Source organism: Arthrobacter sp. AOP36-C1-22 (genome assembly GCF_052377515.1).
Taxonomy (GTDB): domain Bacteria; phylum Actinomycetota; class Actinomycetes; order Actinomycetales; family Micrococcaceae; genus Arthrobacter_H.
This window is the reverse complement of the sequence record NZ_JBQSWW010000017.1, coordinates 1-17,440: the sequence shown is the minus strand read 5'-3', so window position 1 is coordinate 17,440 and position 17,440 is coordinate 1. Positions and strand designations below refer to the sequence as shown.

Annotated in this window: 7 protein-coding genes; 1 reads left to right on the top strand and 6 read right to left on the bottom strand. The window is 60.5% G+C overall.

Translation table 11 applies throughout. The features are described from left to right. Positions 1-22: 22 nt before the first annotated feature. Positions 23-3,076 (top strand): DEAD/DEAH box helicase, encoded by a 3,054-nt coding sequence (locus ACT3S6_RS10495; RefSeq protein ID WP_443381859.1) that lies wholly within the window; start codon positions 23-25, stop codon positions 3,074-3,076. A gap of 27 nt (positions 3,077-3,103) precedes the next feature. On the opposite strand, the gene ACT3S6_RS10490 is transcribed toward ACT3S6_RS10495, so the two are convergent. From ACT3S6_RS10490 to ACT3S6_RS10465, 6 genes are all read right to left on the bottom strand, one after another. Next, entirely contained in the window at positions 3,104-4,339 is a 1,236-nt protein-coding gene (locus tag ACT3S6_RS10490; RefSeq protein ID WP_444554899.1) for an McrC family protein, read from the bottom strand. Between the two features lie 40 nt (positions 4,340-4,379). After that, on the bottom strand, positions 4,380-7,316 hold the full coding sequence (locus ACT3S6_RS10485) for an McrB family protein (RefSeq protein ID WP_443381857.1): 2,937 nt from the start codon (positions 7,314-7,316) through the stop codon (positions 4,380-4,382). Beyond that, complete coding sequence (locus ACT3S6_RS10480) at positions 7,309-9,594, bottom strand: 3'-5' exonuclease (protein ID WP_443381855.1); 2,286 nt, start codon at positions 9,592-9,594, stop codon at positions 7,309-7,311. The genes ACT3S6_RS10485 and ACT3S6_RS10480 overlap by 8 nt, the downstream gene beginning before the upstream one ends. A 2-nt stretch (positions 9,595-9,596) precedes the next feature. Continuing rightward, positions 9,597-16,280 (bottom strand): DEAD/DEAH box helicase, encoded by a 6,684-nt coding sequence (locus ACT3S6_RS10475; RefSeq protein WP_444554898.1) that lies wholly within the window; start codon positions 16,278-16,280, stop codon positions 9,597-9,599. 2 nt (positions 16,281-16,282) lie between these two features. Beyond that, on the bottom strand, positions 16,283-16,924 hold the full coding sequence (locus ACT3S6_RS10470; protein ID WP_444554897.1) for a hypothetical protein: 642 nt from the start codon (positions 16,922-16,924) through the stop codon (positions 16,283-16,285). A 10-nt stretch (positions 16,925-16,934) separates the two neighbouring features. Continuing rightward, a partial coding sequence (locus tag ACT3S6_RS10465) for a hypothetical protein (RefSeq protein WP_444554896.1) occupies positions 16,935-17,440 on the bottom strand: 506 nt, incomplete at its 5' end.

Genomic DNA, 17,440 nt, shown 5'->3' with positions numbered 1-17,440 from the left:
GAGCCGAAAAAAGGAGGACCAGATGGGCTTGCTCGATAGAATCAGGCGACGCAAGAGTGGGACGGATTCCGGCCCCACGAAGGTGGCTTCACAAGTCCCGGCCGGCCTTGAGGTCCAGATGGATGAGTCCGGGGCGGCATGGACGACGAACCAAGAGAGCCTGGCGATCCTGGAAGCCGGTGGCGGTACCGCCACGCTCGCAGACCAGTTCATTGTCTTGTCCATGCTGGAAGAAGCGGGTATTGCCCTCCGGCTCCCGGGAATGGGATTTTCGGTTTCGACGGAAGACATCGCCCGACTCGGTGAAGATGTCGCAGAAGTTCTTGCCCTGCCTCCGACTTTTTCTGAACAATTCAGTGTTGACCGGCGAAGCAACACCACCTCCGCAGCCTTTGGGATCTCGGTGCGGGCCTTGCGGGGAGAGCACCCGGAGCCCTATACCCGGGCTGGTGCCTTTCTCCAGGTTGGCGACAATCGATACAGGCTGACCAGCCCGGTGCTGCATGCTCTTGAGGCCATCGAAACCCACCAGGCCCTGGGCTCAAACGATCGAGGTGAGATCGCCAACGTCCGGCTGATCGCTCAATTACAGAAAGCGCAACGTGAGGCCAGTAACTTCCGTCCCAACAATCTCGACGACGCCATCGATGACGCTCCATCGGAAGGTGTCGCCTTTCCACTGGATCTTGGTTATTTCCAACGTTTCCAAACGAGTACGCCGGAAAAGGTAGGACTCACCGTGGAAGAGCTGGGCGATGGCTCTCTGGCATTGACCCCAAATCTCGGGACTGGTCATGGCGCCGGTGAGCTGAACCAGCGGCGCCACCAGCTTGCCTTGGACCGCGATGAGAATGTCGTCAGGATCGACAACGATCTCATTCTGCTGGAAAAGCAACAGATGGACGGGGTTCGGGAGATTTATCGACTCCCCCGCATCCCGGCAGAACGTGTCGGTGATTTCTATGAGGCACCCGGTAGCTTCATCGATCCTGAAAAAGTCGACATGGAGGGCGTCTTCAGCGTTCGGGTCAAAGGCATCGGTGTCATGGCGCCGGTGTCCTTCAACCAGGCAGCGGAGTCCGGTATTCAATGGATCGATGACGCCGATGAGGTACTGGAACCGGAAATATTGGCGGAACTGGCTGAAACCGAGGACGAACTCACTGATGTTGAGGAATCAGTTGAACGGGCTCGCTCCGGCAACTCCTTGGTAGCGGCGTGTGGTGAACATCTGATCGACATCAGTGACGCCACGCGAGTAGATGCATCGCTCTCCCGGGCACGTCAAAAATTCCTTGAACCAGTCTCACCCCTACAGGGAAAGAGCGAAGACGCCGTCCAAGTAGGATTCATCATCAATGAAGCCGACTCGCTCAGCGGGCGGCTGCGAGCTGCCGCCTTGGATGCAGACCTTCCACGACCGATCGCCTATTCGGGGCTTCGCAGGGAACCCTTCCCGCATCAACGCCAGGGCATCGAGTGGATGGTGCGTCTCATGTCAGCGGCCCTCACGGGAAAACGCGACGACCCCTCTCGGGTTCAAGGGGCCATCCTGGCCGACGATATGGGACTGGGAAAGACGTTCATGACCTTGGTTGCCGTCCGGGAAATGATGGAACTGGAACAACGCAGGGGTAGCCGGCCACGGCCCACATTAGCGGTTTTGCCACTTTCTCTCATCGACAATTGGAAGGATGAAATATCGGAGACCTTTACCCGATCTCCCTTCAACGACGTGGCGGTGCTCCAAGCCAGTGAGGACCTGAACCGGTTCAAATACCGCGGAGCACAGCGAGAGAGCGCGGCGAGTGCCTCTCTGCTCGATGCCGACGGAATGCTTTCCGAGGAAGACCTGACGCTTTCCCTCGCCGTGGGCCCGCAGGCTGGCGAAGACCGGCTGGACCAGCCCGGCCGACTGGTCATCACCACCTACGAGACTCTGGCGTCCTACCAGCTTTCACTGGGGCAGGTTGAATGGGGTGCAGTGATCTTCGACGAAGCGCAGAAAACGAAGAATCCGGAGACGCTGGCAGCCCGGGCAGCGAAGGGGCTCAAGGCCTCATTCAAGCTGATCTGTACCGGAACCCCCGTGGAAAATCGGCTGAAGGATCTCTGGTCGCTGATGGATACCGCACAACCGGGACTGCTGGGTACGTGGCCGGAATTCAACCGTGAATGGGTACGCTCGGTGGAGGAATCCAGCGCCCAAGCTCAGCTGAACAAGGGACGCGGGCTCGCCGAGCACGTCCGCCCGTTCATGCTCCGGCGGATCAAGGAAGACCATCTCCACAACCTGCCTCCGAAGACGATCCATAGTGGCCTGCCAGGTGACGGCGTCGACTATCTACCCGAACTCCATCGGCATATGCCGGAGGAGCAGGCACATAAGTATCTCCAAGCACTGAGCAGCCACTCGGCCCGGATAGGGAAAAAGGGAGCGGCGTTAAAGACTCTCCACGGGCTGAAAGCGGTTAGTCTTCATCCGGTCGACCGCCATATCCGCCCCGTTCACGGCGAGGTGTCCCCCGAAGCCGCAGCACGCGTACAGGCGAGCTTCGGCATCCTGGATCAGGTGCAAGAAAACCGTGAGAAGGCCATCGTCTTCCTCATCGACAAAATGCTCCAACGCCTCATGGCCCGCTGGCTTCAAGAACGCTATGGCGTGCGGGTCCACATCATCAATGGAGACACCCAGGCCCTGGCCGGTGGCAAGTCCCCCTCACGTAAACAACTCATCGCGGACTTCCAAGGACGGGAGGGGTTCGGCGTCATCATCATGTCGCCGGTTGCTGCCGGGACCGGACTGACCGTCACTGCCGCGAACCACGCCATCCACTTGGAGAGGCATTGGAACCCGGCCAAGGAAGCACAAGCCACGGACCGGATCTACCGGATCGGCCAACAGCGCCCGGTACATGTCTATCTACCCCTGGCCATCCACCCTGACGAATCGATCCGCTCCTTCGATGCGAACTTGAACCAGCTACTGCGGCGGAAAACCGATCTCAAGGACGCCGTGGTGGTGCCGGAAGCCGTATCGGAAAAGGAGATGATCTCCGCCCTGGGGTTGGAATGAACCGCTAACGGAATAGTGAACCGATCATCAATCGAACCGGCTCACCTCGGGCTGATGTTGTTGCTCAATCATGGCCATGGCGGAGCCGACAAGCGCATCGAAGCGAGCGAGGAGCTCGCGGGGCGGCCGCCCGATATCGATGGGATATTCGGTGATGAATATCGTCGCCCCGATGACCTTGCGACTACGCGGTAACCCGGGGCCCGCATAGAGCAGCCATGCGGGGATACAGCCCAAAACAGTTGAGTACGCCAACATTTGATAGTAGTCGGCGTTTGCATAACTGCCCCCGGTGGTGGCCGCCTTGTACTTGGCATCGAAAATCAGCGCAGGCCGGTCCTCGATGTGGTGAAGGATGTCGGGACGCATCACGATCCGTGGAGCTCCGTCAGTCCTTGGGCCGTCAAGGTGGCAGGAATATTGGGCGGTGGTGCGACCTGGATACCGGTGCAGGGCCTCAGTCAAAGCCGTGGTCGTGAAGTCCTCGAAAACCCTTGCCATGTCCACGGCAAAAGACGCCACGGAGAATCTGCCCGGTGCCGTCTCAGCCACCATGTTGCGCAGGATAATTTCCGCAATACGCAGCGCTGGAAGGTACTTCTGGTTCATGCGGCCCAGTGTCCACGATGGTGAATGCCGGGTATTAGTGAGCACCGCGACGTCGGCAAGACGATGATCGAGGTGCATCAATCTCCGACGGATTTCGGCAGGTATTCGAGGGACAGCCAACATGCGCCGGGCCGCTGCGCGCAGAATCCGGTTCTCCACGATGTCGATGGTGAAGTCGTCGTGGGTCACTTCAATGGGAAAGGACTGTCCAGGGCGCTGAGTCAGCTGGTCGGACATGCGGATGCGGCCCCGCACGGTGCGCAGCGTTTCCTCAAGGGTTACGTACCCCTGCAGGACACCTCGTTGGGTGGCCCGCTCGGCCAAGCGTGCCAGGGTCTCACCGAAGACCGACCACAAATCCGCTGTCTCGGTTGCGTCCACATTCTCGGGGCGGAACCCAGGATCATGGGCGTAGCCGAGGAGGAAAAGCAGTTGGGCGATCGGGACTTTGTCCTTCGGCCTGACTTCAACCAATAGGTCGTCGATTTGCACGGCACCGACGAGCCCAGAGGGTACCAATTCCCAATATCGCGAAGTTCCGGCAATCTGCCCCGGAACAGGTCCGACTGCCGGCTTTGCGGTGACCAGGCCAGTGGCGTCTAGCGTTGCACGCACGTTGTCGTCCAGTTGTAGAACCGGACCGGTAGTTCCCAATTCGTCGAGGACAACATGCTGAAGCCCGGAAACCTCAGGACTACTCCTCGTCGTCAACGTTCACGTCCAGGTCTTCTAGACTGCGACCGATCGACGTCAACAGGGCATCCAGGCCAAAGGCAGCATGGACGTCGTCTCGTGAGAGTTCACCAAAGTGGTATTCCTCCAACAGTGGAAGCAACTCGTATTTCCATACTCGCCGCAACCCGGCCGCATCTGCAGCATCATCCCTCATGAAGTGGGAAGGGCCGATGGCCAGATCACGTTTGGCCGCACCCAGTTTTTCATTGAGGCTATCCAGCAGCTCAGCGGTGAGCGGGGAACGCTGCTGCGCGATCAGGTACCGGCCCAGCACGTCCCTGATCATCCCGTCCTGGGGATGAAGTTCCACGAACGCGAAACGACGCCGAATAGCCGCATCGACCATGGCGATGGAGCGGTCTGCCGTATTCATCGTTCCGATGATGTAGAGATTCGGCGGAAGGATGAAGTTCTCGGTCGGGCTGTATTGAAGCCGGATACTATCCGTCCGGTATTCGAGCAGAAAATACAGTTCGCCAAAGATTTTGGCGAGGTTGCCGCGGTTCATCTCGTCGATGATGAGGAAGAACGGCTTATCCTCGTTTCCTGGCTCGCCGGCCACACGGGCCAGTCGGCGTAGCGGCCCGTCCTGCAGCTCAAATCCCACCTGCCCATTGGCTGAGGCGGGGCGGTAGCCCTCGAAGAAATCCTCGTAGGAGTACGAAGGATGGAACTGCACGATTTGAACATCGGCGGTACGTTCCCTGCCGGTCAAGTGGCGCGCCAATTCCTTGGCAATATAGGTCTTGCCGGTACCCGGGGGACCATAGAGCACGATCTGGCGCCTGGACTGTAGAAGGTCAACCAGTTCCTGCAAGTCGTCCCGGTCCATGTGGAGCCTGGAACTCAAATCCTCCGTCGCTGCGTCGAGTTGCAGTGCCTCCTGCGACCTGGACACCGAAGGTTTGGCTACTACGGGTTCATCGCCAGCCGGCTGATCCTTGTCGAACCACGAGGCGATATCTCGCGATGCGGCGCTGGCGTCGGTGACGGCATGGCTTTCTTGGAGGCCGGCGGCGAGTTGCGCGGGAAGGTTTTCGTTGACTATCAAGGTCACATTCCAACTCACCGTCCGGAGGAACTTCGCACCTTCGAGGGTGCCGAGATCAGGATCCCCTGTGACTTGCCCGACCAGCAGCACCTCCTCCCATGGAACCACCACGTAGTCGCCCAAGGACATCTGGGTGATAAAGCGGTGGATGGAGCCCGCGGCATCGCGCATCGACGTGGCGGATTCTCCGTCCATCGAACCGCGCAGGGCGGCGTGAATCTCTTCGAAGGAAGCACCGACGGATTCAGCGTCCAAGCCGAGGGAAGGCAGGCTCACTACTTCTTGATCTTGCCAGAATTCGGCTAGGGCACGGCCATTTTGCGTTTGCGGCACAATCCAAGCGCGGCTGGTTGCCGCCTCGCCCCCGGCCCACTGGGTGATATATGGATCCGCATACCATTCAGGGTATCGGCCTGATTCGCGAGTATGGACGACCAGGATTTCGTGCAGGTCCTTGGCCAGCTCGATTTCTCCGTTACCCCTGACACGCTCAAGGACGGAGGAAAATGCATCTCTGATCTTGCGCCGATGCCCCTGGACGACGACGGGAAGGAGATAGTTGGGCCACACGAGATAGTTGATGGTGTGTCGGATCTCCGGCTGGTCTTCAGGGACTGCCAGCGTGAAAGCCATCCATTCCCACGGAGTGGACAGCGCCAGTTCCAAATCGATCCGAGAGGCCCGGGAAACATGCTCCGCAAAGCGTCCGAGCCAGCCGATGTGCACAGCGGCGCGGAGGTTGAAAGCCGCTCCCCCATTGAATGACCCCCGACATTGCAGGCCTTCACGGAAGCTGACAGGGAGCTCACGGGGTCCGTCTGGTGACTGGCGGAGCAGGCCCTCGACCCGCTCGATCTTTGTGGCCGGCCGCAGGTTGGAGAGCCCCACGCATTGTAGAAAGGTCAATTCGGCGGCCAGAAGGTGCACGACCTGATCGCCGCTGGCAACTTGGGCACGGAGCCTCTCGCTAAAGGTACCGGTTACGGGGTCGTGGGTATTGCGAAGCTCTGCAAATTGCTGCGCCGCCTCCGTACTCCAGACGGTGCTGTGTCCACCCAAAGGAGACGGTTGCCCGTGAAGGGCCGGTTCCAGGATGAGCCACGCGGAATCTTCCGTTTCCTGCGACTTACCGGCCCGACGCTGATAGTGCTCAGTGATTGGAGCAACCTTGTCACCTCGCCATGTGCGCAAACCGGCGGCAACGTCCCCGGGCCACGTTGGGGTCGGGTCTTCCTTCATGAGCCGCCAGATCAGTGACTGCGCGTCCAGGCGGTCACGCAGCGGAAGACCCTGACTACTGGCCTCCTCGAGGAGACGATCGAGGACATTCAGAAATTGCTGGAACCGCTTCGTGAAGTATTTCGGCCCCAGAGGAACCTCACCAACGAGTTTGAGGAAGCCATCGGCAAGTCGGACCTGGTAGGGAGCATACTGTTCGGGGGTTCTGGCGAATAATAGCAATGCCCCCAGCCCGACGGTACCGCCAGCGGACAGCTTCGTCGGATTTAGTGCCCTGAGATCGTCGACAAATTGATCCAGCGAAGCTGGCGATGCCTCGTCGGCCCAGATCTGCAGAAAGATCTCTTCAAGCTGGTGCGGATGATCCTTGGCTACTTGGGCGAGGCCCATGGTCGTGTATTGGTTCACCAGACCGGCACGCCCCAAGCACTTGCGCAGCGTTTCAAACCAAACCGGGTCGTGAGCAAGGAGCTGGTTCCTTGCGATGTGTGCCTGCTCAGCGAAAGCCAATTTATAGTCGCGTTCGTCGGAGTCCAGGTCAGTATGCTCCAGTGAGACCCGGGCGAATTCCATCACCGGTGTCCAAAGATTCTCCTGTTCACTCATGTATTCCCCCCAAGAGTCGGCTGGGTTCCCCGGCCCATGTGATGACCAGTTCATCGCGGGCACGCGATGCGGCGACATAAAGTAATGAGCGTTCCCGCATGACGGCGTCTTCTTGCTCCGCTTCCGGCAGCTTTCCGAAATCCCACGTGGCCGGCAGCTCGCCGTCGCCCACCCCCATCACAATGACGTTCTGGAACTCCATGCCCTTCGCGGAGTGCATCGTCATCAACAACGGTTGGTCTGGGTGGGGGCGTTTGGTCCGGGCCGTAACGACTTGTGTTTGAATATCGCGCTCCAGGAGCCCGGTGTGTATGGACTTCAACGCTTTTTCGCTGCGTGCCAAGATGCCGATGGCATTGCCTTCCACCTTCTTTTCCTGCCACCGCTGCAGGTGTTCGACCGCCGCGTCCAGCTCACTGTGCAGATCGGTCGCGCCGACCTGTAGCGGCTCCGGTCCGGTGCGCACCGAATGATACTCGGCGGTGTTTTCCTCCCCGCCTTCCAGGTCGAGGTAGTCCTGGCCGGACAGGATGGAAATGGCGTAGGCGAGGTTCTCAGCGGTCGTACGGTAGTTCAGCCGCAGCCGGCGGGCCCTGCCACGGATCTTGATGCCGAACTGGTTCAGGGAGATCTTCTGACCGTAGATCCGCTGGTGCGAGTCCTCGGCAATGAAAAGGTCATCGGGGCCTTCGGATGCCAAGGCACGCAATAACTGCCAGTGACCGGCATGGAGATCCTGGGCCTCATCCACCAGTACGGAATCTGCAGGAAGGGGTTGGCCGCCGGCGGCACGGTGTTCGAGGATTGCTGCCGCAACCACCGTCTGCTCCGGATAGGTGAGCTGATCGTCCAACTCGTTCTCACGGCGGAATGCCTCGACGATCTTCCACAGACCCATGCGGGCCTTGCGGTTCAACGCCGTCCCCCGGCCCGGGCGAGGTACCTTCACATAATCGGCCAACGACGTGATCCGGCCGGCCAGCACCACCGCCAGATACTCCTGGGCCAGGAAGGCGGGCTCGATCAAATGGTTGGCCAACCCATGCTCCACCGAGGCGGCCGCCTGCTTCCAGCTGTACGCTTCCCGACCGGAAAGCTTCGTCATCGCGTTACGGCCGCTGCCGAAAACCGTCTGATGGGCGGAGTCCTTCTCGACGACGGAAGCCTCGGCAAGAATCCGGTAGGCGATCTGGTCGATTCCTAAGATCGCTATGCCGGGCTCTCCCAAGGGCACGATCTCGAGCTCGGGGGCCAGTTTGCCCATATTCGTCGACAGTGACTCCGCCAGGGTGCGGGTGAACGTAGTTAGCAGTATCCGCTGCTCGGGGTCCTTCTGCGCCAAATGGCGGGCACGGTGCAGCAGTACGACCGTCTTACCGGTACCGGCACCGCCGGAGAGGCGGTAGGCGCCGTTGGTTTCCTTGGTGACGTATTGACGTTGTTCGGGGTGGAGGAAGATCCGCCATTGGTCGATGTCCGTACTTTCGACGGCATCGCGAAGTTCCTGTGGATTTTCCCCCACGTAGGCAAAGCCCAGCGGGGCGGTCTTCAGCCCACGGACCACGGCGATATCTTCACCGTCATCGGCTACCTCCATGGGAGCGGCAGATAGACCCAGTTCGCTGCGAACGGTGGACAGGTCGTCGCCTTGGGCCAGCCCGAGCAGGACGAGGCCCTGCACTTCCGGGCAGGAGTTCACCACCGCGCTGAAGCCGGAAGCGCTGCCGGCGGCCAGCGCCGCTTCCGCGTTCTCACCATCGATGCCGGCCTGCATGGACAGCCATGCTGCAGTCCACCCATGGGACAGAGGGTTGCTCCACGGAGGTGGGCTGGGTAGCGGCACCTTCGGCGCGTCGTCCACAGGGGACCCGGCCTCGGAATCCTGACTGGTGGAACGGTCGTGGGGACGACGCCGTTTCGGTGTCGGTTCTTCGGCGGCTGGTTTCGGTGCACCGCGGTTGATGATCTCCGGCACCCCGAGGGCGCTGTTGAAGGTCATGATGCTGGATTCAGCGATGGCGTTGGCCTTGTCGTGTGGCCAGGTCCCGATGTAAACGTAGTGGGTCTCCCCCGGCACCTCCATGCGGAAGAGGACCGCACGCCACATGTCGTTGACCTTGCCGGTGCGGGCCCGGCGATCGCGGGCTCCCTTCATGGGTTCGATATGCAGTCCGGGAGCGGTGTCGTTGTCCTGGAGCTTCCGCAGGAAGTCGAAGACTTGCTTCTTGATCGACCCGTCCAGCTTGTCTTTGGTGGACACCATTGTCACGAATGCCATGGCTAGGATCCTTTCCCTGCGGGGTTCTTGGTGTTCGTCGCTTCTGAGGGGGCCGTGCTCAGGAAGTCCGCAATGCGTTCGGCAGCCTCGTCATCCGTGCCACCGATCACTTGCCAGCCCGCGGCTGTCAGTGCGTCTACGCCCTCGGTATCGGCGAGAACGGCGATGCCTTCGGAGTCCCAGGACAGGATAGTGGGCCATCCGTTGATTTCCTCCCCCACCATTGGCGTTGGGGTGATGTCGAGCCGTGCCAGGGTATTGAAGAAGCCGAGTTCATCGTCGTCGAGTGCTTGTTCCAGAACGGCAGCCCAGCCGGCATTGATGCGACCCGTCGGCTGGTCATGCGCACCCAGTGGGCTCGAACCAACGGAGACGCTGGGGACTCCTGTTGTTTGACCGACAGAGGGCAACTGCAAAAGAGTCGTAATTTCTGCCGCGCTGCGTGTCGTGAGGATGGCCGCCCCGTGGGTTTTGAAACCCAACAGATTCGAAACCAGGAGCCAGTGTCTCCAGGCGTCGGCATGTGCTTCATCGTAGAGAGCCGGTTCATGATCGTCGAGACAGAGAATGGCCCGGGTACCCCCGGGATGGTCGGGCCGGCCTGAGAGAATGATGGAGACAAAGTCACGTTCTCGTGTCCACCAGAACGTCGCGGCGTCCTGGTTTCCACCCAGAAGTGAGAAGACAGCGTCTGGGGTCATGACCTTCAGGAGCTGGCCCGAGAGGTCCTTCGCTGCCTCCAGCGGCCGAGGTTTGGCCTCCAGCATGAACAGGGGGACCGTATCGGCAAACCGGTTCCAGGCCTCCACCTGGGGGTCATTGATCCATTCCCACAGCAAGGCCATGGCGCCGACGGAGATGGCGCGCAGCAGTGCCGGCGACAGTGAGTGCTTCTTCATCATGGCGTCGACGAATTTTGGTTCAAACCACGGCGGCAAGGCGTGGTCCGCTCCCCCGGCAGTGAAATCGTCGAGATCCCGGGAGGTAATGGCCCAGGGCATGATGCCATGCTCGCGCAGGCGGTGGCGTTTGACCGCATCATCGGCGGTGCGGTTATGGGCAGGACTGGCGTGGAACTGGCGACCATCGGTGTAGATGGCGATTCCCTCGCCACCACCCTGCTGCCTGAGCACGAAGTCCGGCCGGGTACCGTGCATGTCTACTTGTTCCTCGAGGAACCAGTAGAAGTTCTGCGATGGCAGCTGGAACTGCAAGGTGCGTCGTCCCTGCACATCCTTTTGCTGGACCTTCGCTCCGAGGGTTTGGAGATGTTCGATCAGGACGTGCCGGAAGCGGACTTCCAGATGTGATTCCCCGTTCGCGTGCTGCTCTGGCTTCTCCTTAGTGACCGTCCAATCTGAGAAGACTGGTTCGAAGGACTCATCGGTGGGTGCCTGGGTGTGTTGCGTCCCGGCCAGTAGTGTTCCCAAAAGTCGTTCGGCGGCAGAGCGCGATACCTGGTCCTCGGTACCATAGTCGGCGTGCGGCAGCAGGCAGTGATGGCAGGCCAGCCGGCCGGTCTTTTGGCACTCGCAATCCCGTACTTTCGCCCAGGCAGCACGGAGTAGGGCATGCACGTTTTCGGGTTGGGTGAACTCGGCTAGATAGCCGGTGCCTCCTGGGACGGTGTCGTGCAGCAGCAGCGCGGTTGCAGGACTCTCGACACCGGCGGCTGTGGGATCGGTATCCGGCACGGCGATGACGCCCAGGTGGCCGGGTGTGCCGCCGAGGGATTCCTGCAGGCCCAAGAGCAGCGCGGCCTTCAGGGTGGCTAGCGCGAAATCGTCGCTGACCGTCAGGTCCATCGGCACGTGCAGCAGGATGGCCTGGGTCTTCAGTTCATACGCCAGTGCGACGGTCTGGACGTGCTCTTCCTTGCTCTTGCGGTGTTTGCACCAGAATCGGTGTTCGTCGGGTGAGTTCTGTTTGGCTGATCTGTCCTGCTGGCCGCAGACGTCACAGAGGTGGAACAGCGGGGCCTCAACCTCATGTCCGGCTATCGAGGTTGTCGGTCCTTGTCTTCCCCGCTCCCCCAGGTTGAGCCAGCGGATGTCGACGTTGGAGAAGTATTCGATGCCGAATTCGAAATCCTCCACGAACCAGCGGTCGGTCACGTTGTGTTGGTCGATGTCTGCTGCCGGCACGATATGGAAGCTGGTCCGATGGCGATCATCCTGGCGGTCGCCGATGACGGATTCGTCCCGGCGGATCTCCGCGGAGACCTTGCGTAGGACGGCGACATTGAGGACCTGCCCGGTGTCGTTGATGTCGGTCGCATGGCAGCGCAGGCACGTGGGTGCCAGTGCCGCGAAATCCTTGTTGACCCAACCGCAGGCAGGGCACACCTGCCATTTTTCAAGATCGCGTTGTTGGGCTCCCATGTCCACGGCGTCGACCTTGATTTCCAGACCACCGGCATAGAACGTGGATCCCGGGGCGAACTCGCGCAACGCCGCTGCGGCACCGCGTTGATAGCTGCGGACTTCCGCTTCGAACTCCTGGGTTTCCTCGTTGCGCCAGGACAGGCCGACGTCCAGTTGAACGGTATCGCCGATCAAGGTGTAGTTGGGGAAGAGTCCGTAGGATTCCATGAGGGAAATCCAGTAGGTTCCCAACAGTTGCTCATCACGCTGCTTCCTCATGCGCTTGAGCGTTCCGATGGCGGCACTCACCGCATGGCGGGCCTCACGGACGGTGCTGCTGTCCTCGTCATTGAGCCTGGCTGCTTCTTCCGCATCCGTCTTCAGCTCGGGGATCACCGTCTGGTCCAATTCCGTGATTCGACGGCTGATCTCTTCGAGGTCTTCATTCCACTGCCTGGACGCCTGGGCCAGCTTCACTGCCAGTGGCGCGGTGTTTTCGCCGTCCCCCAGCACCCAGTGTCGCAGCCGTTGGCATCCCGCGGTACTGATCAGTTCGCCGCCTGCCGCGTCTGTGAATTGCTGCAGGAAAGCCTGCAGGTGTTCCTCCCCGCGGATCTCTGTCTCGCCGATGAGGGCTCCCAAAAAGGTGTCGGTCCCCAGGCTGCCCAGCGCATCGCGTGCCATGTCCGGATGAGGCGCGGCCTTGTCCTGGGCCAGACGGTCGGCCAGGTAGGCCAGGAACTGGCGGGCCAGGATTTCTTCTGCGTCCAAGTATGTTGCCGGCGGGCGAACCTCCCCGCCGATGACCGACAGTGGGTCGTTGAGCTTGGGCAGGTGTTGGCCGCGTCCTCGGACAAAGGCCATGGCCAGCGAATTGCCGGTCAAGCGTCCTGCCCGGCCCACCCGCTGGACATAGCTGGCGACGGAGTTTGGCATGGATGAGAGCATCACGGTGGACAGGTCACCGATATCGATGCCCATTTCCAAGGTAGGGGTTGCCACCAGGACGTTGGGGGCATCCGGTTTTCCGGCCCCGGACTTGAAGTCGGTCTCGACCTGGACACGCGTCTTGTCGTCGAGCAGCGAGGAATGCTCATGGGCGACCACGCGCTTACCATTCGTGGAGGCATAGAGATCGCGGTAGAAGTTGGATTTCTTTACCGGGGAGGGGGCCAGACTGCCTGGGCAGCGGACCATCAGGCAGGGAGCGCCCTCGAGTTGGCGGACCACGGTGTCGGTTCCAAAGGTGAGCCCTTCGCAGACCGAACATTTGAGGGTATGTTTCCCCGCTTCGAGGGCTTTGGTGTCGGGAATGGAGCGCAGTAGCCGGTCCGGGCTGAGTGAGTAGATGTCGGCACCCGTTTCACTGCGGGTGACATCGAGCAGGTTTTCGCCGACCATCTCGTCGAAGAGGGCCTTGGCCAGATATCCGGCGTCCTCATGGGCCACGTCAAGGCAGCGGACGGTCCAGCGGGAATACCAGGTACTGCGCCCTAGCACGGCGTCGAAGTTGGTTTCGCCGGCAGAGCCGCCGATCTTGGGGAACACGGGGGCCGGTCGGCCGGAGGGGAATGCGGGCATCCCTTCACCGCGGGCACGGCCGCCCCAGATGTTCCACCGGTGGCCATCCCGGCGAATGTACCTATTCAACCAAGGATGGGCGATGCCTCCCTGCAATCGGATACGGACCAGGATTCCGCGCAGCCAGGCCATGAGTTGGGCGTCAGTGATTTCGCTGCGTTCGAACATGGGTACCTGGACGCGGCTTTCCAGCACGCGCCGTGCCAGCGCGATCATCTGCATGTCATTGCCAGCCTGGGTTTCCACCGTCACCGAACCAGTCAGCTCCAAGGTTCGACCCAATCGTGACTGCAGGCCGAATTCCAGGGCTGCGTCGAAAGACAGCCGTTTGCGGACGAGATCGCGGGCCCGACGACGTTTGCCGGCATCCGCGGCCGCTGCCGCCTTCGGGTCCCAGAACACCCGGAACTCATCGCGATCGGTGAGCTCCGGCGGGACCAACTCGTAGCGGCGTGAGGCATCTGCTGTCCCATCCCCCACCCGCATGGTTGCTTCAATGAGTTCCGTGAGACTGGTGATTTCCCCTGCGCGCAGCGCATTATGCAATACGGTGCGGAGCGAAAAGGTCCGCGAGCGGGCCTGCACGAACCCTGCACGGTGTGCAGCATCCTGGACGGAGTCGGTGAAGACCAGTGCCTTCTTTTCGTCGTCGTTGAGTTCCTCGGCGCCGAAGAGGTTGGAAATGGCCACCGATAGCAAGGTGGCGATGGCACTCCCGATGAAGCGAATGGCATCGGGGGCGTGGCAGGCGGGGCAGACGTCCTTGGCGCTCAGGTCGCCTGCTTCGAGCCCCGGGTGGGTGAGTACCGGAATGATCAGGCCCTTTTCGAAGTCCGCTTCGTCCTCCTCGGGAATGTCACTGGCCAGGGTGTGATTGGCCGTGTGGAGGTAGCGCAGTCCTTCGACCTCGGGCTCATCAACGCCGGCTTGGCGTTGCAGGAAGGCGGCCTCGGCTTCGTTGGCCCCCGAGAGCAATGCCCGGAAGTCCGTGCTGTTCTGCATGGATGCTTGGCGGACCTGATCTGGGTCCATGATCAGTTCGGTGCCCGTTGGAGCCATGAGGCCTCCCCAGCCGTTACGCCCGCAGTGACGGCAGAAGATGGCGGGGAGGTGGACCCGGTGGTGGTCCAGGTCTGCTTCATCGGTGCCGTCATCACTCCAGCGGAAATCGTGCGTCAGGTCCAGTGCTGCGTCGATGCGGGAGAGCTCACGCACCCAGAGGTGGGTTTCGACGGTGAGGGCTGCGCGCCCGGCAATCGCCCGCACATGGGAGTACAGGGACAGCACGTGGCCCAGGAAAGTCTCGGCATCCTCACCCGTGATGCCTTCGGGCAGCACACGTTGCGGGAAAACTACGTCCGCGAGGTCGACGAGTGCGACGGCGTTGCTGGCCGTCTCGATGAGTTTCTTGCTGAGCGGGTGCAGGCGCAGCGCCGCCAACAGGGAATCGATATTCTTCGGAGTGCGCTGACCAGCAGACCAGCAGACCGGTGGACGTCCATTCTCATCAAAGAGAGCGTCGACGACCCGCTCCAGGGTGGCTTCCGTGGATGCCGTGCTTTCGATCGCGTCGTTGGTGACCTTGATCGTCAGGGCGATGTCCTCAAGACCCCGGGGCGCGAAGAGGGATGTTCCCCCCACTGCAGGCTCGGTAGCCGCCGAGGTTCCCCAGGCGCACCACTCATCGGCACTGAGGCGCGATTCGGTCACCACTGAATCAGTATCGAATCGCTCACCGAAGACCGTGTGGGCGAACTTAAGCATCGGATGCGCGTCATCGTCCGTTTCCCCATGTTCTGGACTGACAGACGTGGTTCCGAGGGTGGCGGAGGTGGCGACCGGGGTCATCCGGCCCAGGGGTCTAGCCCTGTCGGTTTCCGCGGGGCCATGGGAAACGGTGGATAGATCCGCGGGCCAATGGGACTTAAGTGTGAGACCAAGTCGGCGCAGGAGCATCGCAACGTCGGTTCCCTGGGCACCGTCGTAGGTGTGGAACTCATCGAGCACGATGTACTGCAAACTGGTTGCCGACTGCTGCCAGATAGGCGCGTCATCATGACGCAGGAGGAGCATGTCCAGCATCTTGTAGTTGGTCAGCAGGATATCCGGCGGATTATCGCGGAAAGTGTGTCGATCGTTGATGAGCCCTCGGGGCGAGATCACGGTGCGTCGTGACCCGTCCTTCTGTCCGGTGTAGATGCCAGCCCGAATGCCAGCCAGGTCGGGATGCTGCAGCATCTCGGTCAAACGTTGGGCCTGGTCATTGGCGAGGGCGTTCATCGGGTACAAGATCAGTGCCTTGACGCCTCGGATGCCGGCCTTTTGCGCACGGAGGACATGGTCGATGATCGGGTACAGGAAAGCTTCGGTTTTACCCGAGCCGGTTCCCGTGGTGACCAAGGTCGGTTGAGGCCGCCTAAATAACTCGCCATTTTTGCCTTTGCTGCTCAGCCGTTTGAAGGCAGCAGCCTGGTGCCCATAAGGGGTGAAGTCCGAGGTGTAGGAGTCGAGAACGTCCGTAGCATCGCCTTCTGCAGCGGCAAACGGCAGCCGCAGGCGCACATAGGGCCCCTTGAACATCCCGTTTTGGGGGTCTTCCAAAAAGCTGCCAATGGCTTCCTGGGCACCGCCCTCGCTCAAGGCGAATGTCGTCGACAGGTAGTCACTCAATCCTTCAACAAGCCGGCGTGCCTGCTTGGTGGGCAGCAGCTCGGAAGAAGCCTGGCTCTTGCTACTTTCCACCGTCACTGGGCGGCCCCTTGCCATTCGGAAGCAGCTGCAGGCAGCTCCTCGATGTCATTCGCGCTGGACGTTTCGGAGCGAAGCAGCGGTTCAAACTTGGCGTAGGCAGCTCGCATGTCTTCTTCCCGGTCGAAGCTTCGGAACGGGAACTCGAAGGTGTACTCCACTTCGCTCTGTGGATGCGTCCACTGCAAGTCTGCAGCGGTCATGCCAGTCTCACCGAGCTTGCGGTATTGCCTGTTCATGTCGCTTGGAACTTTCCGGCCGTTGGAGTCGTAAAGATCGTTCTGCTCATATCCACGAAGCACTGGGAACTGAGTTCGATATATGGTGCATAACTCATCGGTCGTTAGTCCTAAACTGAGCGCTGCCAATGCATCCAGCTCGACTTGAAGCATCCGACGCTCTTCAGCTTTACGAGCAGGCTTTTCCGGTGACCATTCGCCTAGTTCCGAATCGTTCCAAAGCTTCGCATACGCATTCGTCAAACAACAAAGTTTCCCAGCTCTATTAACAATCGCAGTCCGAATGTCGAGAGAAGCCTGAAAAGGAAGAGTCTCGACGAAAGAGGCTGTCAAATTTGCTACGCCACTTGCCTTGACTAGAAAGTCCAAGGGAATACTTGACCAAATTCCAAACAGCATTAATTGTTCACTACTCCATGAATGCGCCTTGGCAAAAGCGGACAGCGTTCCGTGCGTATGTGCAGCGCCCCGAGGAATAATAGTGGGGATAAAAGGTACGTACACCCGTTGTTGAAGCCATTAGTCGCCAACCGACACGAAATACGGAACGTGCTGGAATGATTTCGTCGTCGTACTTCCATGTCGTGTAGTCCCGGTCGTAGCGCTTTCTGTCGCCTTGGGGCTGGTAGCTGGTGCGCGGGATGAAATCGGCGGGGAGGGCCTCAAGATCGATTTCTGTCCAGTCTTTGTTGCTCCTCATTGTGGGGTTAGGTTCCTTGGCGAACGGATTGGCCACCGTGAAGTGGGGCCCTTGGAGTATAACGTCGTCCCAGGTCGAGTTCACCTTCGAACCGACCTCGAAATAGCCCTTCTTTCGGTCAGATGTCTCGTTCCAACCCGACGAATACTGAAGGCACAATTCACGGACCCGTGGCGCTTTGCTGAGCTTCTCCAAAACACGGGCACTTGCCTTAT